Source organism: Malikia granosa (assembly GCF_002980595.1).
GTDB lineage: Bacteria > Pseudomonadota > Gammaproteobacteria > Burkholderiales > Burkholderiaceae_C > Malikia > Malikia granosa.
In genome coordinates, this window is record NZ_PVLQ01000067.1 from 1 (window position 1) to 23,177 (window position 23,177).

Consider the following 23,177-nt stretch of genomic DNA (forward strand, 5'->3'; position numbering starts at 1 on the left):
GGGGGGCTGAATAGTTACCTGTTGGGTTGCTGGAACGACAGGCACGCAAGAAGCGCGCCCAGCCGGCCTTACTTGCCGTAGACGTCGAAGGTGAAGTACTTGTCGTTGAGCTTCTTGTAGCTGCCGTCGGCGCGGATGGCCTTGATCGCGGCGTTGATCGGGCCCTTGAGCTTGTCGCCCTTGCGCATCGCCACGCCCATGCCCGAGCCGAAGTACTTGAAGTACTGGGGCGTGTCGAGCGAGGGGCCGGCGAAGGCATAGCCCTTGCCCTCGGGCTTGGCCAGGAAGCCGGCGCCGACCTCGACCGAGTCGGCCACGGTGCCGTCGAGGCGGCCCGACTTGATGTCGAGGTAGACCTGGTCCTGCGCCTCGTAGGGCACGATGGTCGCGCCCTTGGACTTGAGCTCGCCGAGCGCGAATTTCTCCTGCGTGCTGCCCTTGAGCACGCCGAGCTTCTTGCCCTTGAGGCCGCCAAAGGCGTCATCGACCTTGACGTCGGACTTGACCACGACCCGGCTCGGGGTGTTGTAGTACTTGTCCGAGAAGTCGATCACCTTCTTGCGCTCGTCGGTCATCGACATCGAGCTGATGATGACGTCGTACTTCTTGGCCTGCAGGCCCGGAATCATGCTGTCCCAGACCTGTTCGACGAAGACGCACTTGCGCTTGATCTGCTCGCAGATCGCGTTGGCGATGTCGACGTCGAAGCCGGTCGGCTTGCCGTCGGCGGTCTTGAAGGTGAAGGGCTGGTAGGTCGGGTCGATCGCGACCTTGAGGTCAGCGCCTTGTGCCATCGCGCCGGAGGCGCCCAGGCTGACGAGCATTGCGGCCAGGAGCTTGTTCATGTCTTCCTCAGGTAAGAAACAAAGTCACTGCATTCTAGAACCCCGTGTTGCTCCACGGTGCGGTTTTGTCGCCACAGGGACCAGGAAAAGCGCAGGATTGCCCAAATTGACACAATTCTTTCACTTCATTCGCTCCTGAGGCCCAGCACCACCCCGGCCTGCCAGGGGGCATCACCATTCGCGCCCTGGAGCGGACCGCCGGGGGCCAGCAGGTACAGCCGCTCGTGGTCGATGCCCAGCCCGGCCAGCACGTCGCGCACCGCGGTCGCGCGTGCCAGCGCGAGCTCGCGCATGCGGTCGGCATCGACCGGGATCGAGGCCAGCAGCAGCGCCTCCATCTCGGCCGCCGGCAGGGTCTTGGCCAGTCCGACCAGGTTGCGCGGCTTTGGGATGTCGGCGCGGCGGTACACCGCCGCCAGCAGTTCGGCCGATTCGGCCGCGGTCGGCGGCGTCACGGCCTCGCTGGCCTGGCCCAGGCGCTCAAGCTGGCGCCGCTTTTCCTGCAGCAGGCGCTGCTGCAGCTGGGCCTGCTGGTAGGCGCGGCGTTCGCGCTCGAGGTCGCTCTGGCCTTCGAGCGTCAGCCGCAGCGCGGGTCGCTGGGCCATCGCCTGCGCGACCTGTTCGAGCCGGGCGCGGGCCTTGGCGTCGAGCTCGCTCTTCCCGGGCGCGAAGTCGATCTGGCTGAAGTCCTCGGCCGATCCGCCCAGGGCCTGGGCGATCAGCGCGAACGGCGCCGTCACCGCCTTGCCGATCAGGTTCAGCACCATGCGCCAGACGATGGGGCCGACGCGGAACTGCGGGTCGTTGATCGAGCCGCTGACCGGCAGGTTCAGGTCGATCACGCCCTTGCTGTCGGCCAGCAGCGCGACCGCCAGCCGGATCGGCAGGTTCGGCGCCTCGCTGCCCTCGACCCGATCGCTGAACTGCAGCTGCTTGAGCAGGATCTGGTTGCTCGCCTGCAGCTGGCCGTCGGACGCGATCTGGTAGCGCACCGTCATGCCGAGCTTGCCGCGCTCGATGCCATGGCCCGCGTACTTGACGCTGTAGGGCGACAGCGGCGGCAGCTCGAGGTCATCGACCCGGCCCTGGATGTCGAGCGCGAGCGGCTGCGCCAGCGGGTTGATCCTGCCGTCGAGCGCGAGACTGGCCTGGCCCTCGACCTTGCCGCGCAGGCTCAGGGCGGCGAGTTCGGGCGCCTGGCCTGCTGGGCCCGACGCGGGCTGCTGGTTCGAGAAGCCGCCCAAGCTGCCGCTCAGCTCGCTCAGTCGCGCCGAATAGTTGGGCCGGATGAAGCGGTCGGCGAAGTCGACCTGGCCGTTGACGAAGCTGATCGGGCCGAATTCGAGCCTGGCCTGGGTCTGCGCAGGGGCCCTGGCCGATGCCGTGGCGGGCTGGCGCAGCAGCTGCTGCAGGTTGATGCGGCCCTGCGGGTCGATCAGGATGCGCGCGTAGTAGTCGCTCAGCGCCGTCTCGGCGACCTTGAGCCGGCTCAGCGCGCCGGACTCGAGATCGATCTGCAGGCCGCGCAGCCCGAGCGACTTCCAGTCCAGCAGCCGCTCGGCCGGCTCCAGCTGGCTGGTGCGCAGTTGCTTGACCTCGGCGTCGCCGCGCAAGGCCAGCTGCAGCCCCTGGGGCGGCAGCGACAGCGAGAGCTGGGCGCGCAATCCGAGCTCGGCGCGCAGCAGCTCCAGGTTGAGCGCGGCGGCGAAATAGGGCTCGAGCCGGTGCAGCGGCAGGTCGTCGAGCTCGAGCCGGCCCTGGCTGGCCAGCGACCGGGCCGCTTGTCCGTCCCCGGCCGGACTCGGCAGCAGGAGGCGGCCCTGGTAGCGCAGCGCCGCGTGGCTGTCCGCCTGGCCCGTTTTGCCTGTCTTGTCCGGCACCAGCTGCAGGCTCAGCTCCAGCGGCAAGGCCTGTTGCGCCTGCGGCGCATTGCTCCAGGGGCCGGCCTTGAGCTGCAGCGCCTCGGCCTGCAGCCGCACCGGGCGGACCGGACTGCGGTCCGTGAAGCCCAGGCGACCATCGGCCAGCTGGAACCGGGCCAGTTGCAGCTGCCAGCCGGCTGCCTTGTCATCCCGATTGGCCTGGTCTGCCTGAATGGTCTGACCGGCCTGACCGGCCTGACCGGCTGCGGTTGATGCGGCTGTTTTCTCCGGTTCTCCTGGCTGGCCGGCTTGTCGCCCAGGGCCGGGGCCAGTGCCGCCCTGCGTTCCTGCTCCCAGATGGTCGGATTTCCGCAGCAATGCCGTCAGCCAGCGCTCGAACATCCAGCGCTGCTGGGCGTCGCGCTGCAGCTGCAGCTCTGGCCTCTCCAGGCGCAGCTCGCCGACGGCCAGGCTGCGCCCGGCCAGGTCCAGCTTGGCGTCGCTCAGCAGCAGCCGCGCCAGGCTGGCCTGAGGCTGCTCGCCCTCGCACAGCGCCAGGCCGTCGACCTGCAGCCGGCTGTCCTCGAGCTCGAGTGCCGGACTGCCCTGGCCCGCGCCGATCGGCCAGCCCAGCCGGGTCTGGCCATCGAAGCGCAGCCGGTCCCAGCGCAGCCGCATCGGCTGGGCGGCGCTGGCACCATCCCTTTCACCTGCCCATTCGAGCTCGACATCCTGCAGACCCAGATGGCCGGCCAGGGACAATGCGGTCTGTGTCATGGCCGGTTGCTGCGCAGGCTTGGCATCAGCGCCTGTCTGCGCCTTTGGCGCACCCGCCGCCAGCCGCAGCGTCAGGTCGAACTCGAGCTGGCCTCTGGTCGGGCGCAGCGGCAGGGTCGCGGGCCAGTAGGGCAGATAGGGCGCGAGATCCAGCGCGGCGCTGTGCAGCCTGGCTTCGCCCTGGCGCGCCTGGGCAAAGGGCTGCAGCAGCGCCTTGGCATCTACCGGGTCGCCATTGAGCAGGAAGCTCAGGCTCGGCTCGCTCTTTGCCTCGCGCTGCGCCTCCAGGCTGCTCAGGAAGGGCAACTCCAGCTTGAGCTGGCGGATCTGCTGCGTGCGCTTGAGCGGCTCGTCGATGAAGTCGATCGCGCCCTCGCGCAGCTGCAGCTGGAACAGCGCGAAGCGCGGCAGTTCCGACGCCGGCTGCTCGGGCTTGAGCAGGCGCGCGACCAGGTCGTCGACGTCGTAGCGTCCGCCGCCCAGGTGGCGCAGCCGGAAATGCGGCCGGTCGAACTCGAGCGCGTCGAGCACTGGCGCCAGCCGCAGCAGCGAACGCGCATCGAGGTCGAGATAGAGCCGCTCGAGCGTGAACTGCTCGCCCTGGCCCTGGGCATCCAGCAGCCGCAGCCCGCGCAGCTCGAACTCGAGCGACCAGGGCTTGAGCTCGACCCGCTCGACGCTGACCTTGCGCCCGAGCGCGGCACCGGCTTGGCGCTCGAGCTGCCACTTGAGCAGTGGCGGCAAGCCGGCCCAGGCCAGCAGCCAGAACAGCAGCAGCCCGGCCAGCGCCAGCCCGGCGGCGCGCAGCCAGCGCCAGGCCACCGCGCGTTGCGATGGCGGCTGCGGTTCGAGCCCGGAAGCGCCCGCGGCAGCGGGCTGGTCGGCTGAATTGTCCATGTCCTGTCTTGCTCCAAACGATGAAGGCCCCCGGCCCGCCAGCAGGCGCGGGGCACAGGGGCCTGCTCGGGGCTCAGTCGAAAGTCAAGCAAAGCGCCAGTCAACGCTCAATCAAGGCTCAATCGGCCTCGGCTTCGATCGCCTCGATCTGCTCCGACAGTTCGAGCCACCGCAGCTCGGCGGCAGCCGTCTCGTCCTCGATGCCCTTGAGCCGCTTACCGATCTGCGCCAGCTCGGCCGGCGGCAGCGCGCTCAGCAGCTTCTGCTGCAGCGCGGCGCCTTCCGTCTGCAGGCTTGCCATGCGCTGGTCGAGCTCGGCCAGCTCCTTCTTGTAGGGCTTGAGCTTTTGCGCCAGCTGCTGGCGCCGCTGTGCCTCCAGCCGGCGCTGCTCGGCCGGGTTGACTGCCGGGGCGCTGGGGGCAGCGGCGGCAGGCTTGGCGGCCTCCGGCTTCGGGCTGGCCACTGCCGCGACCGGCTCGGCCTTGGCGGCCGGCGCGCGCTGGGCCGCCTGCACCGCCTCGCGTTTCTGCTTGGCCATGTCGAGCAGGTAGCGCTGGTAGTCGTCGAGGTCGCCGTCGAAGGGCTCGATGCCGCCATGCGAGACCAGCCAGAACTCGTCGCAGACCGAACGCAGCAGCGCGCGGTCGTGGCTGACCAGCATCACCGTGCCCTCGAACTCGTTGAGCGCCATCGCCAGTGCCTCCCGGGTCGCCAGGTCGAGGTGGTTGGTCGGCTCGTCGAGCAGCAGCAGGTTCGGGCGCTGCCAGACGATCATGCACAGCACCAGCCGCGCCTTCTCGCCGCCGCTCATGCTGCCGACCGCCTGCTGCACCATGTCGCCGCTGAACTGGAAGCGGCCCAGGAAGTTGCGCAGGTCCTGCTCGCGCGTGCCCTGGCCGCTCAGCGCGCCAGCAGCCCCGAGGTCGCGCGCCAGCCGGATCATGTGCTCGAGCGGCGTCTCGTCCGGGCGCAGCACGTCGAGCTCCTGCTGCGCGAAGTAGCCGATGTTCAGGCCCTTGCCCTCGGTCAGCTCGCCCGTCAGCAGCGGCAAGTCGCGCGCCACCGTCTTGACGAAGGTCGACTTGCCCTGGCCGTTGGCGCCCAGGATGCCCAGCCGCTGGCCGGCCAGCACCGAGCGCGTGACGTCGTGCACGATGGTGGTCACGCTGCCGCCGTTCTCGGCACTGGCGCGATAGCCGAAGCTGGCGTCGCGCAGGCTCAGCATCGGGTTCGGCAGCTGCGCCGGTTCCTGGAACTCGAAGGTGAACTCGGCATCGGCCAGCACCGGACCGATCTTCTCCATCCGCTCGAGTGCCTTGACCCGGCTCTGCGCCTGCTTGGCCTTGCTGGCCTTGGCCTTGAAGCGGGCGATGAACTTCTGCAGGTGCGCGATCTTGTCCTGCTGGCGCGCGAAGCTGGCCTGCTGCTGGCTCATCGCCTCGGCGCGCATCTCCTCGAAGCGGCTGTAGTTGCCGCCGTAGCGCGTGATCTTGGCGTTCTCGATGTGCAGCGTGACCGAAGTGATGGCGTCGAGGAACTCGCGGTCGTGGCTGATCACGACCATGGTGCCGGCGTAGCGCTTGAGCCAGCTCTCGAGCCAGACCAGCGCGTCGAGGTCCAGGTGGTTGGTCGGCTCATCGAGCATCAGCAGGTCGCTCGGGCACATCAGCGCGCGTGCCAATTGCAGCCGCATGCGCCAGCCGCCCGAGAAGCTGTTGACCGGCCGATCGACCTCGTTGACCTGGAAGCCCAGGCCCAGCAGCAGCGCCTGGGCGCGCGCCGGCGCGTCATGGGCGCCGGCATCGTGCAAGTCGGTGTAGGCGTGCGCCATCGCTTCGCCGTCGTCGCTGGCCTCGGCCTGCTCGACCGCGGCGCGCGCGGCGGCCAGTCTTGTGTCGCCGTCGATCACGAACTCGGTGCAGGGCTGGTCGGTTTCGGGCATGTCCTGCGAGACCTGGGCCAGCTGCCACTGGCGCGGCCAGCTGAACTCGCCGCCGTCCTCGTGCAGCTTGCCCTGCAGCAGCGCGAACAGGCTGGACTTGCCGGCGCCGTTGCGCCCGACCAGGCCGACCTTCTCGCCCGGGTTGATGGTCGCATTCGCCTGGTCCAGCACGACCTTGGTGCCGCGGCGCAGCGTGACATTGCGCAGCGTGATCATGTGAGGTCCTTGGTGGCGGCCCAGTCGGCCAGGTTGTCGCGGGTCAGCAGCAGCACCGGGCCTTCGCCCGAGGTCGTCTCTGGCCAGTAGGCCAGCAGGGTCGGGAAGGCGCGCTCGAAATGCTCGCGCTCGTTGCCGATCTCGAGCAGCAGCACGCCATGCTCGTTCAGGTGTTCCAGCGCGTGATCGAGCAGATGGCGCACGAAGTCCATGCCGTCGTCGCTGCCCTGCAGCCCGCCGTCGAGCGAGATCAGCGGCTCGGCGCGGTACTCGGCCGGCAACTCGTCCATCCCCTTGCGGCAGACATAGGGCGGGTTGCACAGGATCAGGTCGTACCGACCGGGCAGATTGGCCCAGCCGTCGGACTCGACCAGCCGGATGCGGTCCTGCAAGCCATGCCGGTCGACGTTGAGGCGCGCGACTGCCAGCGCGTCGGGCGAGATGTCCGCGGCATCGACCGTGACCTCGGGCCAGGCCAGCGCGGCCAGCACCGCCAGGCTGCCGTTGCCGGTGCACAGGTCCAGCACCTTGGCCGTGTGTTCGCCCAGCCAGCCGTCGATGTTCTCGGCGCCCTCGGCGGCGGCGATGAACTCGGCCAGGAAGCTGCGCGGCACGATCACCCGCTCGTCGACATGGAAGGGCACGCCCTGCAGCCAGGCTTCCTGCGTCAGGTAGGCGGCCGGCTTGCGGGTGGTCATACGCTGCTCGATCAGCGCCAGCACGGCGGCTACTTCCGACTCGGAGCAGGCGCGTCCGGCCAGCTCGTCGAGGTCGGCATCGAGCGGCAAGCCCAGCTGCCACAGCGTCAGCCAGGCCGCCTCGTCATGCGCGTTGGTGGTGCCATGGCCATAGGCCAGGCCAGCCGCCTCGAGCTTCTCGCTCGCGGCTTGCAGTAGTTGCTTCAGATTCAAGGGGTGATCTCGTCCTGGGCCGGCACGCTGGCCAGAATCTCGAGCGTGCGGCGGTAAATGTTCTTCAGCGGCTCGATGTCGACCAGCGCGATGCACTCGTCGACCTTGTGGATGGTCGCGTTGGGAGGGCCGAACTCTATCACCTGCGGGCAGATCTTGGCGATGAAGCGGCCGTCGCTGGTGCCGCCGCTGGTCGAGAGCTCGGTCTCGAGCCCGGTCTCGGCGCGGATCGCGTCGCGCACCGCATCGACCAGGGTGCCGGGACGGGTCAGGAAGGGATGGCCGCCGACCGTCCAGGCCAGCTCGTAGTCGGTGCCCATCTGCAGGCCGTGGCGCGCCAGGATGTCGGCCACGCGCTGCTGCAGGCCTTCGGCCGTGCTCTCGGTGCTGAAGCGGAAGTTGAAGTCCACCACCACGTTGCCAGGGATGATGTTGCTGGCGCCGGTGCCGCCGTGGATGTTGCTGACCTGCCAGGTGGTGGGCGGGAAATGGTCGTTGCCCTGGTCCCAGACGGTGCCCACCAGCTCGGTCAGCGCGGGCGCCAGCATGTGGATCGGATTGCGTGCCAGATGCGGGTAGGCGATATGGCCCTGGATGCCCTTGACGGTCAGCTTGCCGCTCATGGTGCCGCGCCTGCCGTTCTTGATCATGTCGCCGCTCTGCTTGACCGAGGTCGGCTCGCCGACGATGCAGTAGTCGAGCTTTTCTCCGCGCGCGCTCAGCTCGCGGCAGACCACCACCGTGCCGTCATGCGCCGGGCCTTCCTCGTCGCTGGTCAGCAGGAAGGCGATCGCCAGCTCGGGATCGGCATACTGGGCCAGGAACTCCTCGCAAGCCACCACCATGGCCGCCAGCGAGGCCTTCATGTCGGCGGCGCCGCGGCCGTAGAGCTTGCCGTCGCGCACGGTCGGCACGAAGGGGTCGCTGCCCCATTGCTCGACCGGGCCGGTCGGCACCACGTCGGTGTGTCCCGCAAAGACCAGCGTCGGCGCATCCGGGCGCGAGCCGGGGCGCTTGGCCCAGAGGTTGGTGACGCGGAAGGAATCGGGGCCGCTGGCGATCGTCTCGCAGGCGAAGCCCAGCGGCTGCAGGCGCTCGATGATCAGCTGCTGGCAGCTGGCGTCGTCGGGCGTGACGGAGGAAAGGGAGATCAGCGCCTCGGTCAGGCGCAGGGTGTCGCTCATGAGCAAATCCGGGAAAAAAGTTCGGCGTCAGGGTTTGACGTTGATCGTGAAATCGGAAAAGGGACGGTTGGCGGGCTGGTCGGCCGCCTCGGCAGCGGCCTTGTCGTCGTCCGCTGACCCGGCGCTGTTGTCGAGCCGCCACATCAGGTTGGCTGGCGAGTCGGCATAGGCCAGGCCCTCGGCGCGGTCGATGCGGCCCGACTGGATCAGCCGCGCCAGATCGACCTCGAAGGTCTGCGAGGCCTCGGCCAGCGAGTTCTCGAGCGCCTCGCGCACGGCAAAGAAGTCGCCGTTCTCGATCAGCTCGCTGACCAGACGCGTGTTGACCATCACCTCGAGCGCAGGCACCCGGCTGCCGTCGACCGTGCGCAGCAGCCGCTGCGAGACGATGACCCGCAGCGACGAGGCCAGGTCGTTGAGCATGGTGGGCCTGACCTCGACCGGATAGAAGTTCAGGATCCGGTTGAGCGCCTGGTAGCTGTTGTTGGCATGCAGGGTCGCGAGCACCAGGTGGCCGGATTGCGAGTAGGCGAGCGCGGCCGACATGGTCTCGCGGTCGCGGATCTCGCCGATCAGGATCACGTCGGGCGCCTGGCGCAGCGCGTTCTTCAGCGCGACCTGCAGCGACTCGGTATCGGTGCCGACCTCGCGCTGGTTGACGATCGACTGCTTGTTCTTGAACAGGTACTCGACCGGGTCCTCGATGGTCAGGATATGGCCGACGGCATGCTGGTTGCGGTGGTCGAGCAGCGCCGCCAGCGTCGTGCTCTTGCCCGACCCGGTGGCGCCGACGACCAGCATCAGCCCGCGCTTGGCCATCACCATCTCGGCCAGCAGGGCCGGCAGGCCGAGCTGGTCGAGCGGCGGAATGTCGATGCTGATGAAGCGCACCACCACCGCGCAGCTGCTGCGCTGGCGCATCGCGCTGATGCGGTAGCGCCCGACGTTCTGCAGCGGGATGGCGGTGTTGAGCTCTCCGTTGCGGTCGAACTCGCGCAGCTGCTCGGGGGTGATGACCTCGGACAGCAGCTGGTAGGGCGCCTCGACCGACAGCAGCGCGGGCTCGAGCGGCCGGCAGACGCCGTCGATCTTGATCAGCACCGGCGCATTGGCCGAGAGGTAGAGGTCGGAGGCCTTCTGTTCGGCCATCAGACGCAGCAGCTTGTCCATCTTGCCCATGTCCACCTCCCGGGCCGCAGCCCACTAGCCCATGCGCGGGCGCGATCGGCGATCAGTCGCGCAGCAGGTCGTTGATGCTGGTCTTCGAGCGGGTCTGCGCGTCGACGCGCTTGACGATGATAGCGGCGTACATGCTGTACGGGGCGCCATTGGCCGCGGTCTTGGGCAGGTTGCCGCTGACCACCACCGAGCCCGAGGGTACGCGGCCGTAGCTGATCTCGCCGGTCGCGCGGTCGAAGATCGGGGTGCTCTGGCCCAGGTAGACGCCCATGCCCAGCACCGAGTTCTCTTCCACGATCACGCCTTCGACCACTTCCGAGCGCGCGCCGATGAAGCAGTTGTCCTCGATCACGGTCGGATTCGCCTGCAGCGGCTCGAGCACGCCGCCGATGCCGACGCCGCCACTCAGGTGCACGCCCTTGCCGATCTGCGCGCAGCTGCCGACGGTGGCCCAGGTGTCGACCATGGTGCCTTCATCGACATAGGCGCCGATGTTGACGTAGGAGGGCATCAGGATGGCGCCCTTGGCGATGAAGCTGCCGCGACGCGCGACGGCCGGCGGCACCACGCGCACGCCGGTGGCGGCGAGTTCCTGCGGCGACAGGTGGGCGAACTTGGTCTGCACCTTGTCGTAGAAGCCCAGGTCGCCGGCCGAGATGATCTCGTTGTCCTTCAGGCGGAAGGACAGCAGCACCGCCTTCTTGAGCCACTGGTGCACGGTCCACTGGCCCACGCCTTCGCGGCTGGCCACGCGCAGCGCGCCGCTGTCGAGCTGGTCGATCACATGCGCGACCGCATCCTGCACTTCGGCCGGTGCCGAGGCGGGCGAGAGCTGGGCGCGGTTGTCCCAGGCGTTTTCGATGATCTGTTGCAGTTGTTGGGTCATGATGCTCTTGTTAGCGGGAGTTCTTGATGAATTCTGCGATGCGGCGAGCGGCCTCGACGCATTCGGAAGTTTCTGCCACCAGCGCCATGCGCACGCGCTGCGCGCCGGGGTTGAAGCCCTGCGCCTCGCGCGCCAGGTAGCTGCCCGGCAGAACCGTCACATTGTATTGAGCCAGCAGCGCCTTCGCGAAGTCGGTGTCGCTGCCGCCGGTCAGGCCGCCAAACTTTTCCGGCACCTCGGCCCAGAGGTAGAAGCCGGCGTCGGGCAGTGCGACGTTCATGACCTCGGCCAGGATAGGCGTGACGGCGGCGAACTTGGCGCGGTACTGCTCGCGGTTGTCGACCACGTGCTGCTCGTCGAGCCAGGCAGCGGCGCTCGCGCTCTGGATCACGGTGCTCATTGCGCTGCCATGGTAGGTGCGATACAGCGTGAAGGCCTTGATCAGCGCCGCGTCGCCGGCGACGAAGCCGCTGCGCAGGCCGGGCACGTTGCTGCGCTTGGACAGGCTGGTGAGAGCGATCAGGTTCTTGAAGTTGGTCCGGCCCAGCTTGGCCGCGGCTTCCAGGCCACCGAGCGGCGCCTCGTCGCGGAAATAGATCTCGCTGTAGCACTCGTCCGAGGCGATCACGAAGCCGTACTTGTCGCTGAGCTCGAACAGCATCTGCCATTCTTCCAGCGGCATCACCGCGCCGGTCGGGTTGCCCGGCGAGCAGGTGAACAGCAGCTGGGTGCGCTGCCAGATAGCTTCCGGCACGCTGGCCCAGTCGACCGCGAAGTTGCGCTTGGGGTCACTCGGCGCGAACCAGGGCTGGGCGCCCGACAGATAGGCCGCACCCTCGTAGATCTGATAGAAAGGGTTGGGGCAGACCACCACCGGCTCGAGGCCATCGGTCGAATCGGCGAAGGCGCGTGGGTTGACGACGACTTGCGCGAGCGAGAACAGCGCCTCGCGCGAGCCCAGCACCGGCAGGATCTGCGTCGCCGGGTCCAGGCTCAGGCCGTAGCGGCGCTGCATCCAGGTCGCGCAGGCGGCTTTCAGCCCAGGCGTGCCGGCGGTGGCGGGGTAGGTCGCCAGGCCGCCGTCGGGCGCGTTGACGGCCTCGCACAGCTTGCTCTTGAGGAAGTCGGGCGTCGGGTGGCGCGGCTCGCCGATGCCAAGGCTGATGGCGCGGTAGTCCGGGTTGGGCGCAACGCCGGCAAACAGCTGGCGCAGGCGCTCGAAGGGGTAGGGCTGGAGGCGTGACAGGAGCGGGTTCATGGGGGGGATTGTCCCATGGCTGACCGGCACGCGTCGCGGTGGATCGTTGTTGCTATCGGCTTGCAGGTATAGCGCCGATCTTCAGTTGGATCTGGATTTATTTTCGAATTAAGTAGCCAAATCGGTTAGCATGAGCGCGAGCATCTTGCCTTAAAAAGTGCAAAGGTGAATCTGGATACACCAGGCGGTAGCCATTGCATCGCGTTGGCTGGTTGTCTTTTGGCTGGCGTCGTCGATCAAGCTTGCCGACGGCGCGCATTCCGTTTCGTGGGGCTACACGGTGCTTATCAAGACCGTGGACCGATGGTGACTTCATGCAAGACTTCAATCCCTCAGATCTGAAGACCGTTCTTCACTCCAAGCGCGCGAATCTCTACTATCTGGAGCATTGCCGGGTGCTGGTCAATGGCGGTCGCGTTGAATACGTCACCGAGCAAGGCAAGCAGCAGCTCTACTGGAACATCCCGATCGCCAACACCACCACGGTGTTGCTGGGCACCGGCACTTCCATCACCCAGGCTGCGGTGCGCGAGCTGGCAAAAGCCGGCGTGATGCTGGGGTTCTGCGGGGGTGGAGGCACACCACTGTTTGCTGGTGCCGAGCAGGTTTTGGAGGTGGCCTGGATGCCACCGCAAAGCGAATACCGCCCCACCGAGTATCTGCAGCATTGGGTGCGTTTCTGGTTTGATGATGGCCTGCGCCTGCAGGCGGCCAAGCAGTTCCAGCATGCCCGTCTTGTGCGCCTGCAACAGCACTGGAACGGGAGCAAAGCACTGAAGGAGCAGGGTTTCACGCCCGACCTGGCAACATTGGAAGCCTTGCTGCGTTCCAGTGCCTCTGCTCAGGCACAGGCGGTGGACCATACGGCGCTGATGACCGAAGAGGCCCGTCTGACCAAGCAGTTGTATCGCCTGGCAGCGGGTGCTACCCGCTATGGCGACTTCACCCGCGTCAAGCGGGGCGATCCCGCGACAGAGAACATTGACGCCGCCAACAAGTTTCTTGACCACGGCAACTATTTGGCCTACGGACTGGGTGCCACCGCCTGCTGGGTGCTTGGCATTCCGCATGGTTTGGCCGTGTTGCATGGCAAAACCCGGCGTGGCGGTCTGGTGTTCGATGTGGCCGACCTCATCAAGGATGCCGTCATCCTGCCGCAGGCCTTTGCCTCGGCGATGAAGGGGCACGACGAACAGGAGTTCCGCCAACGCTGTGTCGAGGCGCTGATTCGAACCGAGTCGCTCGATTTCATGATCGATACCCTCAAGGCGACGGCCCTCACACTCGGGCAGCCAATGGCCACGAACACTGCACATGGGGCGGCATGAATATCTTGCTCATCTCCCAATGTGACAAGCGGGCGCTGACGCAAACCCGTCGTATTCTTGACCAGTTTGCAGAGCGCCGAGGAGACCGCACCTGGCAGACCCCGATCACGCAGGACGGGCTGCAGACCCTGCACCGCCTGCTGCGCCAGAGCGCCCGCAAGAACACCGCCGTGGCCTGTCATTGGGTGCGAGGCATCGACCATACCGAGTTGCTGTGGGTGGTGGGCGACCGCCGCCGCTTCAACAGCCAAGGCGCGGTGCCCACCAACACCACCACACGCAATCTGTTGCGTTCCGAGGACGAGAACGACTGGCATAGCGCCGAGGACATCCATCTGCTGGCTGCGCTGGCTGGATTGCTGCACGACCTCGGCAAGGCGAGTGCTGCCTTCCAGGCGCGAATGGCCGGCACGCTCACGGAGCGCAATCGCTACCGGCACGAGTGGACCTCGGTGCGCCTGTTTCAGGCCTTCGTTGGCGCAGATGACGATGCCGCCTGGCTGGCCCGCCTGGCGCATCCCACGCTGAAAGACGACGCTGCTTGGCTGGACTGGCGCGGCGGGCGGTTGCAGCGCGACGGACTCGACGCCGGGGCTAGCCCTCCGTTTCAGGCGCTGGCTCATGCCCCCCTTGCCCAAGCAGTGGCTTGGCTGATCGTGACTCACCACAGATTGCCGGTCTTGCCTGCGTACAAGGAGGGAGAGCAGCAACGGCTGGGTCATAAGAGTGAGCATTTCAGTGCGGCCAGTCTCAAGGCCCCTTTGCTGAAGATCGACGCTGGCTGGAATGAAATCGTCATTTCTCCCTCGACCCCCGCGAACAGGAGCAGGGAGATCGGGCCCTACTGGGAGTTCCCGCACGGCTTGCCGGTGACGACGCCTCACTGGCGAGTCCAGGCCAAACGGCTGGCCGAGCGGCTGCAGCGCCGCCTGACCCACCCGGATCGGGGCGCTGGCTTTGCCTGGTTGCAGCAGCCCTATGTCATGCACCTCTCGCGCCTGGCGCTGATGCTGGCGGACCATCACTACTCCAGCATCACTGCCACCGGTCGGGATAGCGGCCGCGTCGAGGTGCCCCCTGGCTATCCCCTGCTGGCCAATCTGCGCAAGGAGAGGGGGCGATCGGTCGGCAACCAGACGCTCGATGAGCACCTGCTTGGCGTGGCACGCGACAGTCGCGTCATCACCCATGCCCTGCCGCGCTTCGCCGCAGACCTGCCCACGTTGCGCGAGCACAAACCCCTGCGTCAGCGCAGCAGCGATCCGCGCTACCGTTGGCAGGACCGGGCGGCCGAGCTGGCTGCCAGCAAGAGGAGCCAGGCTGCCGAGCACGGCGCCTTCATCGTCAACATGGCCAGTACGGGGTGTGGCAAGACCCTGGGCAATGCCCGGGTGATGCACGCACTGGCCGATCCCGAACGCGGATTCCGCTGTGCCTTCGCCCTGGGCTTGCGCACGCTCACGCTGCAGACCGGGCGGGCATTCCGCGAACTCTTGCAGCTGCGTGACGACCAGATCGCCATCCATGTGGGCGGCAGTGCCAGTCGGGCCTTGTTCGAGCACTATGAGGCGCTGGCCGAGGGGCAGGGCTCTGCATCGGTGCAAGCCCTGCTGGACGAGGATAGCGATGTGGATTTCAGCGGCGACGCGGGTCCCGCAGACCTCAATCCCCTGCTGGCTCGAGCGCTACATGACCCGAAGATCAACGCCTTGTTGCTGGCGCCGCTGCTGGTCTGTACCATCGACCACCTTACCCCGGCCACGGAGAGCCAGCGCGGCGGTCGGCAGATCGCCCCCATGCTGCGCCTGCTCAGTGGGGATCTGGTGCTGGATGAACCCGACGACTTCGACGTAGCCGATTTGCCCGCCCTCACGCGCCTGGTGCATTGGGCCGGCCTGCTTGGCAGCCGGGTGCTGCTGTCATCGGCAACCCTGCCGCCCGCGCTGGTGCAGGGCCTGTTCATGGCCTACCGCGCTGGCCGCGTCGAGTTCCAACGCCATCGAGGCAAGCAACCCGGTGCCGCCACTGCGCCCGAAATCGCATGCCTGTGGCTGGATGAAGAGCAGCAGACCGCAGCGGCCTGTGCCAGCGCGGCCGCTTTCGAGAGTGCCCATACGGCCTTTGCTCGCGAACGCCATGCACGGCTGACAAGGGCTGAGGCGCGTCGCCGTCATGAACTGGTGCCTTTGCGCTTGGGTGGCTTGAGCCCGGAGCAAATGCCGCTTGAGTTCGCCCGTCTTGTGCTGCAGCAGGCACTGCTGTTGCACGGGCGCCATCACAGCGCCGATCCGCAGCTGCCTGACCGCCGTGTCAGCTTCGGCCTCGTCCGCATGGCCAACATCGATCCCCTGGTGCAGGTAGCGCTGGCCTTGTATCAGCAGGGTGCGCCCGATGGAGTGCAGATCCACCTGTGCGTCTACCATTCCCAGTTTCCCCTGCTGATCCGCTCCGCCATCGAGCATCGGCTCGACACCATGCTGCGGCGACACCAGCCCGAGGCAGTGTTCTCGCTACCCGATATTCGAGCCAGGCTGGAGGCCTTCCCTCACGCCAGGGACCATCTCTTCATTGTGCTGGGATCGCCCGTCACAGAGGTCGGCCGGGACCACGACTACGACTGGGCCGTGGTTGAGCCTTCGTCCATGCGCTCCCTGATCCAGCTTGCCGGACGGGTTCGGCGACACCGGCCCGGCCCCTGCACGATACCGAATATCGTGGTATTCGATACCAACCTGCGCCACTTCAGTCAACCGGGCCGGGCGGCTTTCCAGCGTCCAGGGTTTGAGGATGATGGCGCCTTCAAGCTCCAGACCCATCAGCTCAGTGCCCTGCTGCGATCCGAGGAGCTGGAGGTGATCGATGCCCGGCCACGCATACTGGCTGCAGCCCCGGAGGTCTTTGCGCCTACCTTGCGCCTGGTGGATCTGGAGCATGCGCGGCTGCAGGCCGCGATGCTACCCGTCGAGGTCAAGCCCGTGATCCTGACCCCACGCCAGCTGCGCTCGGGCGGTACCGCAGCACTGGCGACGAGGGTCCCCGTCAATGCCGCCTCGTGGTGGCACGAGCCCGCCGCCGATGCACTGCTCACAGCCATGTTGCCGCAGCACTCACCGTTCCGACATGACCCGGTCGTGCATATCGATCTGTGCCTACGCCCCAACGACGATACCGGCGAGGTCGAGCTGACCGAGGTGCTGTATGCCGAGCGGGGGCAGCGCCTGTATCAGCCCGTGGAACGCTCCCTTCACGAGCGCATTTCCGATGACGCCGTGCGCGGTCACGGCATCTCACCCTGGTTTGAACAGAGCTACGAGCAAGCCATTTCCGAGTTGGCCGAGGCGCGCGGTCTTGGCCCGCAGGCCTGTGCCGAACGCTTCGCGACCTTGAGCCTGCCGAAAAGTGAGCAAGGCTGGCGGTCGCATCCGGTGCTGGGCTTTGTCAGAAGACGATGAAAAAGGCCGGTTGGACCGGCCTGCTGCCTGTGCGGCAGTGAATGAAATTACATTTTTTAAAAAGGTAATTTTCTGAGCTGCTTTGCAGCAGTGACGGACCGAAGGATAGCGTCTTTGAAGGTTGTCGTGCTTTCAAAATATTTTTAAAAACGTAATGGATTGACATAAATTTCCCGGAGGCTTAGCATTTAGTCAGCCGGTCTGTGACACCGGAAATCAGGGAGATCCATGTCGAATCTATCAGCGAGGTCCGCAGCCATCCGTGCGGTCATTGCGCAGTTCCTGGTGGAGCGGCGCGACGGCAAACTGGAGAAGCTGAAGGCCGACGACCCCAAGCAGGATGCCGTTGCCGAACAACTACGAGCGCAGTTCGAATCCCTCGTGTGGCTGGAAGACGCCGCGCGGCGCGTCAGCCAGATCCAGGCCGTGACCCATTCGCTCAAGCCGACGCATCCGGACGCCAAGGGCACCAATCTCTACTGCCCGCCCGCCAGCCTGGCTACGCTCTCCTTGGTGGGGAGTCATTGCCTCGGCGCCGATTTTGCTGGCGACGTGGTGGGCAATGCCGCAGCGCTCGACGTCTACAAGTTCCTCAAGCTGGAACACGAGGGCCAAAGCCTGCTGGACCTGATGCTCGCCGGGGACCCCGATGTCGCTGTGGCACTGAGCGATGATCCTGGACAGGCGGCTGAATGGGTTCAGGCATTTTGCAGTCTGGTAGAGGCCAGAGGCCAGGTAGCCAGCCATGGACTGGCCAAGCAGGTGTACTGGCTGGTGGGGGAAGACCCGCTCAACGATGAAGACTTTCATTTGCTGGCCCCGCTGTACGCCACTTCGCTGGCACATCGCGTGCATGCCACCATTCAGGAAGACCGCTTCAGCGAGGTAGCCAAGGCCGCGCGCCAGGCGCGCCGGGACAAGCAATTCCATGAGCAGCCCACGCGCGACTATCCCAACCTGGCGGTGCAGAAGCTGGGTGGCACGAAACCGCAGAATGTATCGCAGCTCAATAGCGAACGCGGAGGCAACAACTACCTGTTGGCATCGTTGCCCCCCGTCTGGCAGACGCGCGATCTGGCTCCGTTGCTGCGGTCGGAGAGCTTGTTCAAACGCTTTGAGCGCCAGGACGGTGTGTGGCGGTGCGTCAAGGCGTTGCGTGACTACCTGGAATCTGACCCACCCAAGACGATGGCTACGCGCGATATGCGTGACGAACTTGCCGCCGAGCTGGTGTCCCACTTCGTGCTTTTCGGGGCTGCTTTCCGCAGCCTGCCCGAGGGCTGGAGTGACGATCCCGAATGCCATCTGCATCCTGCAGAAAAAACATGGGTCGATGCTGGTGCCGCGACCAATCGGCCCGGCGATTGGGCTGACGTGCTGGCGGGCCGCTACGCCAACTGGCTGAACGGACAACTCAGTAGCAAGCAAAGGCTGCACATGGGAGATCCGGAATTCCAACACTGGCAAACCGATCTGGCCGATGAACTGGCCGCCTATGAATGGGAGATGAGCCATGCCGACTGAACTGCCCGCGATCAACGGCGTACTGGTTGTGCCGCGCTTGCGCATCCAGAACGCCAATGCCATTTCCAGCCCGTTGACCTGGGGCGCACCCGCCATGTCGGCGCTGCTGGGCTCCATGCAGAGCATCGAGCGCAGCCTTGGGGCCGAGTTGGGACTCAGCTTCAACGGAGTGGGCGTCATCTGCCATGGTTACGAGGCGCAAACCACCGAGGGGGGCTACACCCGGGCCTTCCGGCTGACGCGCAACCCCGTCAACAAGGACGGCAGTTCTGCCTCCATCGTGGAAGAGGGGCGCATGCATCTCGACATCTCGCTGGTGTTTGGCGTCTGGGGCGAGGTGGTCGGCAGCGATGAAGTCACGCGCCAGCGCGTGGCCCAGGCCGTCGCCGACCGACTGGCCGGCATGCGCGTTGCCGGGGGCAGTGTGATGCCGGCCTGGCCCCGCAGTGCGGGTGGCCCTACCGTTCAGCAAAAGCGCCCGCAACTGCTGGCGCTGGCACCGGACGAAACAAATCAGGCGCCTGCTTTCCGCCAATGGCGTTTGCGCTGGTTGCCCGGGTTTGCGCTCGTCTCGCGGGACGACCTGCTGCTTGCCCATCATGCGAAGCTGCAAGCCACCCAGCCCGATGCAAGCCTGCTGGATGCGTGGCTGGACTTGTCAAGGCTGAACCATCACGCCCAGCGCAACGTTTCGGAACACCCCCAGACGGGCGAACGGGTGGAAACCGTGACCTGGCAGCACGACCGCACCGCTGGCTGGATCGTGCCCATTCCAGTCGGCTATGCCGCACTGAGCCAGCTTTACAGCCCCGGGGAGGTCACTGGCACACGCGATCATCACACACCATTCCGCTTTGTCGAGAGTGTCTATTCCCTGGGGCAGTGGATCAGTCCGCATCGTCTGAGCCGTGTGACCGATCTGCTGTGGTATGCCGATCACGACCCGGATACGGGCCTTTACCGCTGCCGCAACGACTATCGACCGCCGCTGCCTGCGCAGACAGCCGCCGAGCTGGCTTTCGGCTTTCCTTCGCCTTTTTCCGCATCCCTTGCTTTCACTCAGGACTGAAACCTTCCACTCTCAGGAGAGATTCAACATGGCTACCAAGAAAAATTCCGCTGCCTTGTCCACCGCCTCGGTGCTTGCCTTCGAGCGCAAGCTTGACCCGTCAGATGCATTGTTCCATGCTGGTCTGTGGGCCGAGCGCGACAACGACAAAGGCTGGCAGCCGATTCCCGTTCAAACCAAGTCGGTGCGCGGCACGATCTCCAATCGGCTCAAGACCAAGGATCAGGACCCCACCAAGCTGGATGCAGCGATCGCCAATCCCAATTTGCAGACCGTGGACGTTGCTGCCTTGCCTGCTGAAGCCGACACCCTACGCGTCAGCTTTACCCTGCGTGTGCTGGGTGGGGCAGGCACGCCATCAGCCTGCAACAGTGCAGAATACAAGGCCAAGCTGCTGCAGGTGGTGGCGAGCTACGTCGCCAACCAGGGTTATGGCCCGCTGGCAGCCCGTTATGCCCACAACCTGGCCAATGGCCGTTTCCTGTGGCGCAATCGTGTCGGCGCCGAAGCCGTGGAAGTGCGCGTGTCTCACCTGCAGGACGGCCAGCCCGCGCGCAGCTGGGCCTTTGATGCCCTCGGTTTGTCGCTGCGCGAGTTCAATGCGGACGCCTCGGATGTGCGAGAGCTGGCCGACTTGCTGGCCGGTGGCCTGACCGGCACGCGCCATGTGCTGCTCCAGATAGTCGCATTTGCAAGAATCGGGTTTGGTCAGGAGGTCTTTCCGTCGCAGGAACTGATCCTTGACCGAGGTCGCGGCGACAAGAGCAAGACGCTGTATTCGGTCAATAACGTGGCCGGCATGCATTCGCAGAAGATCGGCAATGCGTTGCGCACCATCGATACCTGGTACCCCGAGGCAGGCGAGCTGAACATGGGGCCTATCGCGGTGGAGCCCTATGGCTCGGTCACCACCGAAGGCAAGGCTTATCGTCAGCCCAAGCAGAAGGCTGATTTCTACACCCTGCTTGACAGCTGGGTGTTGCGCGATGACGTGCCCCCAACACCCCAACAGCATTTCGTCATCGCCACGCTCATCCGAGGCGGCGTGTTCGGTGATGCCGGCAAGGAGTGACGCCATGTCCAGTTCTGCTCCGGTGGTGACGGTTGATCCGTTACGTACCCATTATGTGGAGTTGGCCCTGCTGCCTGATCCTGAGTTCCCGATCCCGCAGCTGATGAATGCCCTGTATGCAAAGCTGCATCGTGCCATGTGTGATGTACGAGCCAACAATCCGGCCGGATTGGGCATTGGACTGAGCTTCCCCGGGCACCAGGAGGGTGTTCGTTGCAGTCTTGGCTCAGTGGTGCGCCTGCACGGCAGTGACACGGCGCTGGACGAACTCATGGCTCTGCCTTGGCTGAAAGGCATGCGAGATCACCTGGAGCAGCCACAACCGGAACTTTTGAATGTGCCAGACACTTGTCAGGGGCACCGTGTGGTCCGTCGCGTCCAGGTTCAAAGTAGCGCAGAGCGTCTACGCCGACGCCTTGTCAAGCGCCATCCGGGTCAAGTGGATGCCGAAGAAGCCTTGCGGCGAATCCCGGACGAGGCGGCCGAGCGTACCCGGCTACCCTATGTCCAACTGCACAGTCGCAGCACGGGTCAGCACTTTTTTCTGTTTGTCCAACACGGACCACTGCAGATTACGCCGCTACCTGGTGGGTTTAGCGCTTACGGGTTGAGTCAGCAAGGCGCAACGGTTCCTTGGTTTTGATCAGGCACGCACCCTTTTTTCTTCGAGTAGGCTTAGATCTAATGAAATCAACATGTTACGTTGACGTGTAAAGAAATGGTGTTGCCGATGATCAGCTAGAATATTCTATAAGATCAATATCTTAGCCCCAAAGTGGGCTTATTCACTGCCGCATAGGCAGCTCAGAAACGTCAACTCGGTCGCAAGGGGGGGCGCAAGCCATTCACTGCCGCATAGGCAGCTCAGAAATGTGGGCAGCGCTGCGCCGCAGTGTGGGCATGATTCACTGCCGCATAGGCAGCTCAGAAACAGATCCTCGGCCATGAGGCCAGCCGCAGCCGATTCACTGCCGCATAGGCAGCTCAGAAAGTATTGCTCTGACGATCTCGAAGCGGGCGTGAATTCACTGCCGCATAGGCAGCTCAGAAAAACCTGATGGGCCTGGACTACTTCTACCAGTAATTCACTGCCGCATAGGCAGCTCAGAAAGTTTCACGGGCGGGCAAGCGGCTTTCTCATGTATTCACTGCCGCATAGGCAGCTCAGAAATTGAACAGTTTGTATTTCTACCATAAACCGGGATTCACTGCCGCATAGGCAGCTCAGAAAAGCACCGGGGCCGATACCCCCCACGCCGAATGATTCACTGCCGCATAGGCAGCTCAGAAATGATATTCTCGCTTGCCAGAGGCCTAATTTCGATTCACTGCCGCATAGGCAGCTCAGAAAAATACAACGCCAACTGTTATTCTGATCAGTTGTATTCACTGCCGCATAGGCAGCTCAGAAACATTCGGGCTGATGGTCCTCAGCATTCGGAGCATTCACTGCCGCATAGGCAGCTCAGAAAGCAGCCGGCACTGACATTGCCGCTGTCGGTGCATTCACTGCCGCATAGGCAGCTCAGAAAATGTGTCTACACCAGTCATCTGAAGTTAGGAAATTCACTGCCGCATAGGCAGCTCAGAAACTGTCGCCTTCGCTGAAAAGCTCTATCCGATGATTCACTGCCGCATAGGCAGCTCAGAAAAACACGCCCCAGGAGCGCGCCTCGTTTTCGTTATTCACTGCCGCATAGGCAGCTCAGAAATTCAGTCAGCGATGGCCGCCAGGATCAGGTCGATTCACTGCCGCATAGGCAGCTCAGAAATCAATGAAGTGGTGCGCTACATCACGACCGTTATTCACTGCCGCATAGGCAGCTCAGAAAACCCCGGTTGAGTGGAAAGAGTAATACCGTTTATTCACTGCCGCATAGGCAGCTCAGAAAGTTCGCAGTCCAGAAACGCCTCAGAGGGTCCAATTCACTGCCGCATAGGCAGCTCAGAAATCCCCGGCCAGCGCCGCGTCGGTCTTGGTGTAATTCACTGCCGCATAGGCAGCTCAGAAAAACGGCGACGCGCGCAAGCTGTCGCTGTCGAAATTCACTGCCGCATAGGCAGCTCAGAAAAGCAGCAGACGCAGCAGCAGATGCAGCAGCACATTCACTGCCGCATAGGCAGCTCAGAAAAAGGACAAAGCGCAGCGGATCAAAGACGATGGATTCACTGCCGCATAGGCAGCTCAGAAAGCCACCGTAGGTCAGCACGTGGACCGGCTGGCATTCACTGCCGCATAGGCAGCTCAGAAATCAAGGCTGGAGACCTGGGTCATGGACTGCTTATTCACTGCCGCATAGGCAGCTCAGAAATCGACCGGCTCGCAGTGGCTGGCTGCGATGGAATTCACTGCCGCATAGGCAGCTCAGAAAGCTATGGCGGCGTAGGACATGCCCCCGGAACGATTCACTGCCGCATAGGCAGCTCAGAAATTCCAGCGCGAAAGGGTATAAAGCGTTTTTCCATTCACTGCCGCATAGGCAGCTCAGAAAATGTCGCGCCTGGAGCTGGAGACAGTTCAGGCATTCACTGCCGCATAGGCAGCTCAGAAAACCCCCTCACCATCCGGCAAGAGCAGCGGAATATTCACTGCCGCATAGGCAGCTCAGAAAATGCGCAGCATGGGGGGCACCGCAACGTCTGCCATTCACTGCCGCATAGGCAGCTCAGAAATGGATCAGAGGCCGCGACGGATGAACTTCACAATTCACTGCCGCATAGGCAGCTCAGAAATCTCGAAGCTTTGATCAGGCCGGGAGTGATTTCAAGGTGTCT

14 protein-coding genes and 1 CRISPR repeat array are annotated in these 23,177 nt (G+C 64.9%); of the genes, 6 read left to right on the top strand and 8 right to left on the bottom strand.

Translation table 11 applies throughout. The features are described 5' to 3' along the window. Positions 1–68: 68 nt before the first annotated feature. The 8 genes from C6P64_RS14490 to dapC all read right to left on the bottom strand — a co-directional run bounded on the left by C6P64_RS14490 (position 69) and on the right by dapC (position 11,957). Entirely contained in the window at positions 69–845 is a 777-nt protein-coding gene (locus C6P64_RS14490; protein WP_105749269.1) for a transporter substrate-binding domain-containing protein, read from the bottom strand. 125 nt (positions 846–970) lie between these two features. Then, positions 971–4,381 (bottom strand): DUF748 domain-containing protein, encoded by a 3,411-nt coding sequence (locus C6P64_RS14495; RefSeq protein ID WP_105749270.1) that lies wholly within the window; start codon positions 4,379–4,381, stop codon positions 971–973. Positions 4,382–4,499: 118 nt separating this feature from the next. Next, on the bottom strand, positions 4,500–6,539 hold the full coding sequence (locus tag C6P64_RS14500; RefSeq protein ID WP_105749271.1) for an ABC-F family ATP-binding cassette domain-containing protein: 2,040 nt from the start codon (positions 6,537–6,539) through the stop codon (positions 4,500–4,502). Beyond that, positions 6,536–7,450, bottom strand: coding sequence for a 50S ribosomal protein L3 N(5)-glutamine methyltransferase (prmB, locus tag C6P64_RS14505; protein WP_105749272.1), 915 nt, complete (start codon positions 7,448–7,450; stop codon positions 6,536–6,538). The genes C6P64_RS14500 and prmB overlap by 4 nt, the downstream gene beginning before the upstream one ends. Next, positions 7,447–8,634: a succinyl-diaminopimelate desuccinylase gene (gene dapE, locus C6P64_RS14510; RefSeq protein WP_105749273.1), complete on the bottom strand. Its 1,188-nt coding sequence runs from the start codon at positions 8,632–8,634 to the stop codon at positions 7,447–7,449. The genes prmB and dapE overlap by 4 nt, the downstream gene beginning before the upstream one ends. Positions 8,635–8,661: 27 nt before the next feature. Beyond that, a complete protein-coding gene (locus C6P64_RS14515) occupies positions 8,662–9,813 on the bottom strand; it encodes a PilT/PilU family type 4a pilus ATPase (protein WP_105749274.1) in 1,152 nt (383 codons plus the stop codon). Between the two features lie 52 nt (positions 9,814–9,865). Continuing rightward, positions 9,866–10,699, bottom strand: a complete 834-nt coding sequence (dapD, locus tag C6P64_RS14520; protein WP_105749275.1) for a 2,3,4,5-tetrahydropyridine-2,6-dicarboxylate N-succinyltransferase — start codon at positions 10,697–10,699, stop codon at positions 9,866–9,868. Between the two features lie 10 nt (positions 10,700–10,709). Beyond that, positions 10,710–11,957, bottom strand: coding sequence for a succinyldiaminopimelate transaminase (gene dapC, locus C6P64_RS14525; RefSeq protein WP_105749276.1), 1,248 nt, complete (start codon positions 11,955–11,957; stop codon positions 10,710–10,712). A gap of 314 nt (positions 11,958–12,271) precedes the next feature. Here dapC and cas1f point away from each other — a divergent pair, with 314 nt between their 5' ends. The 6 genes from cas1f (at position 12,272) to cas6f (ending at position 21,045) form a co-directional block, all read left to right on the top strand. Beyond that, positions 12,272–13,285 (top strand): type I-F CRISPR-associated endonuclease Cas1f, encoded by a 1,014-nt coding sequence (gene cas1f / locus C6P64_RS14530; RefSeq protein WP_105749277.1) that lies wholly within the window; start codon positions 12,272–12,274, stop codon positions 13,283–13,285. Beyond that, the gene (gene cas3f, locus C6P64_RS14535) at positions 13,282–16,737 is read left to right on the top strand and encodes a type I-F CRISPR-associated helicase Cas3f (RefSeq protein ID WP_105749278.1); all 3,456 of its coding nucleotides are present in this window, start codon (positions 13,282–13,284) and stop codon (positions 16,735–16,737) included. Before cas1f ends, cas3f begins: the two co-directional genes overlap by 4 nt. Before the next feature lie 228 nt (positions 16,738–16,965). Further along, positions 16,966–18,261, top strand: a complete 1,296-nt coding sequence (gene csy1 / locus C6P64_RS14540; RefSeq protein WP_105749279.1) for a type I-F CRISPR-associated protein Csy1 — start codon at positions 16,966–16,968, stop codon at positions 18,259–18,261. Continuing rightward, positions 18,251–19,330 carry a type I-F CRISPR-associated protein Csy2 gene (gene csy2 / locus C6P64_RS14545; RefSeq protein WP_105749280.1) on the top strand — a complete coding sequence of 360 codons (1,080 nt, stop codon included), beginning with the start codon at positions 18,251–18,253 and terminating at the stop codon, positions 19,328–19,330. The genes csy1 and csy2 overlap by 11 nt, the downstream gene beginning before the upstream one ends. A 28-nt stretch (positions 19,331–19,358) precedes the next feature. Further along, positions 19,359–20,402 (top strand): type I-F CRISPR-associated protein Csy3, encoded by a 1,044-nt coding sequence (gene csy3 / locus C6P64_RS14550; RefSeq protein ID WP_105749281.1) that lies wholly within the window; start codon positions 19,359–19,361, stop codon positions 20,400–20,402. Positions 20,403–20,406: 4 nt separating this feature from the next. After that, positions 20,407–21,045 carry a type I-F CRISPR-associated endoribonuclease Cas6/Csy4 gene (gene cas6f / locus C6P64_RS14555; protein WP_105749282.1) on the top strand — a complete coding sequence of 213 codons (639 nt, stop codon included), beginning with the start codon at positions 20,407–20,409 and terminating at the stop codon, positions 21,043–21,045. Between the two features lie 140 nt (positions 21,046–21,185). Beyond that, a CRISPR array of direct repeats spans positions 21,186–23,135; the repeat unit is 28 nt; unit sequence ATTCACTGCCGCATAGGCAGCTCAGAAA. Positions 23,136–23,177 lie beyond the last annotated feature (42 nt).

Bases quoted from the DNA above. Each gene is read 5' to 3' on its own strand.
- C6P64_RS14490 (WP_105749269.1), bottom strand. From the start codon at position 845: ATGAACAAGCTCCTGGCCGCAATGCTCGTCAGCCTGGGCGCCTCCGGC.
- C6P64_RS14495 (WP_105749270.1), bottom strand. From the start codon at position 4,381: ATGGACAATTCAGCCGACCAGCCCGCTGCCGCGGGCGCTTCCGGGCTC.
- C6P64_RS14500 (WP_105749271.1), bottom strand. From the start codon at position 6,539: ATGATCACGCTGCGCAATGTCACGCTGCGCCGCGGCACCAAGGTCGTG.
- dapE (WP_105749273.1), bottom strand. From the start codon at position 8,634: ATGAGCGACACCCTGCGCCTGACCGAGGCGCTGATCTCCCTTTCCTCC.
- C6P64_RS14515 (WP_105749274.1), bottom strand. From the start codon at position 9,813: ATGGGCAAGATGGACAAGCTGCTGCGTCTGATGGCCGAACAGAAGGCC.
- dapD (WP_105749275.1), bottom strand. From the start codon at position 10,699: ATGACCCAACAACTGCAACAGATCATCGAAAACGCCTGGGACAACCGC.
- dapC (WP_105749276.1), bottom strand. From the start codon at position 11,957: ATGAACCCGCTCCTGTCACGCCTCCAGCCCTACCCCTTCGAGCGCCTG.
- cas1f (WP_105749277.1), top strand. From the start codon at position 12,272: ATGCAAGACTTCAATCCCTCAGATCTGAAGACCGTTCTTCACTCCAAG.
- cas3f (WP_105749278.1), top strand. From the start codon at position 13,282: ATGAATATCTTGCTCATCTCCCAATGTGACAAGCGGGCGCTGACGCAA.
- csy1 (WP_105749279.1), top strand. From the start codon at position 16,966: ATGTCGAATCTATCAGCGAGGTCCGCAGCCATCCGTGCGGTCATTGCG.
- csy2 (WP_105749280.1), top strand. From the start codon at position 18,251: ATGCCGACTGAACTGCCCGCGATCAACGGCGTACTGGTTGTGCCGCGC.
- csy3 (WP_105749281.1), top strand. From the start codon at position 19,359: ATGGCTACCAAGAAAAATTCCGCTGCCTTGTCCACCGCCTCGGTGCTT.
- cas6f (WP_105749282.1), top strand. From the start codon at position 20,407: ATGTCCAGTTCTGCTCCGGTGGTGACGGTTGATCCGTTACGTACCCAT.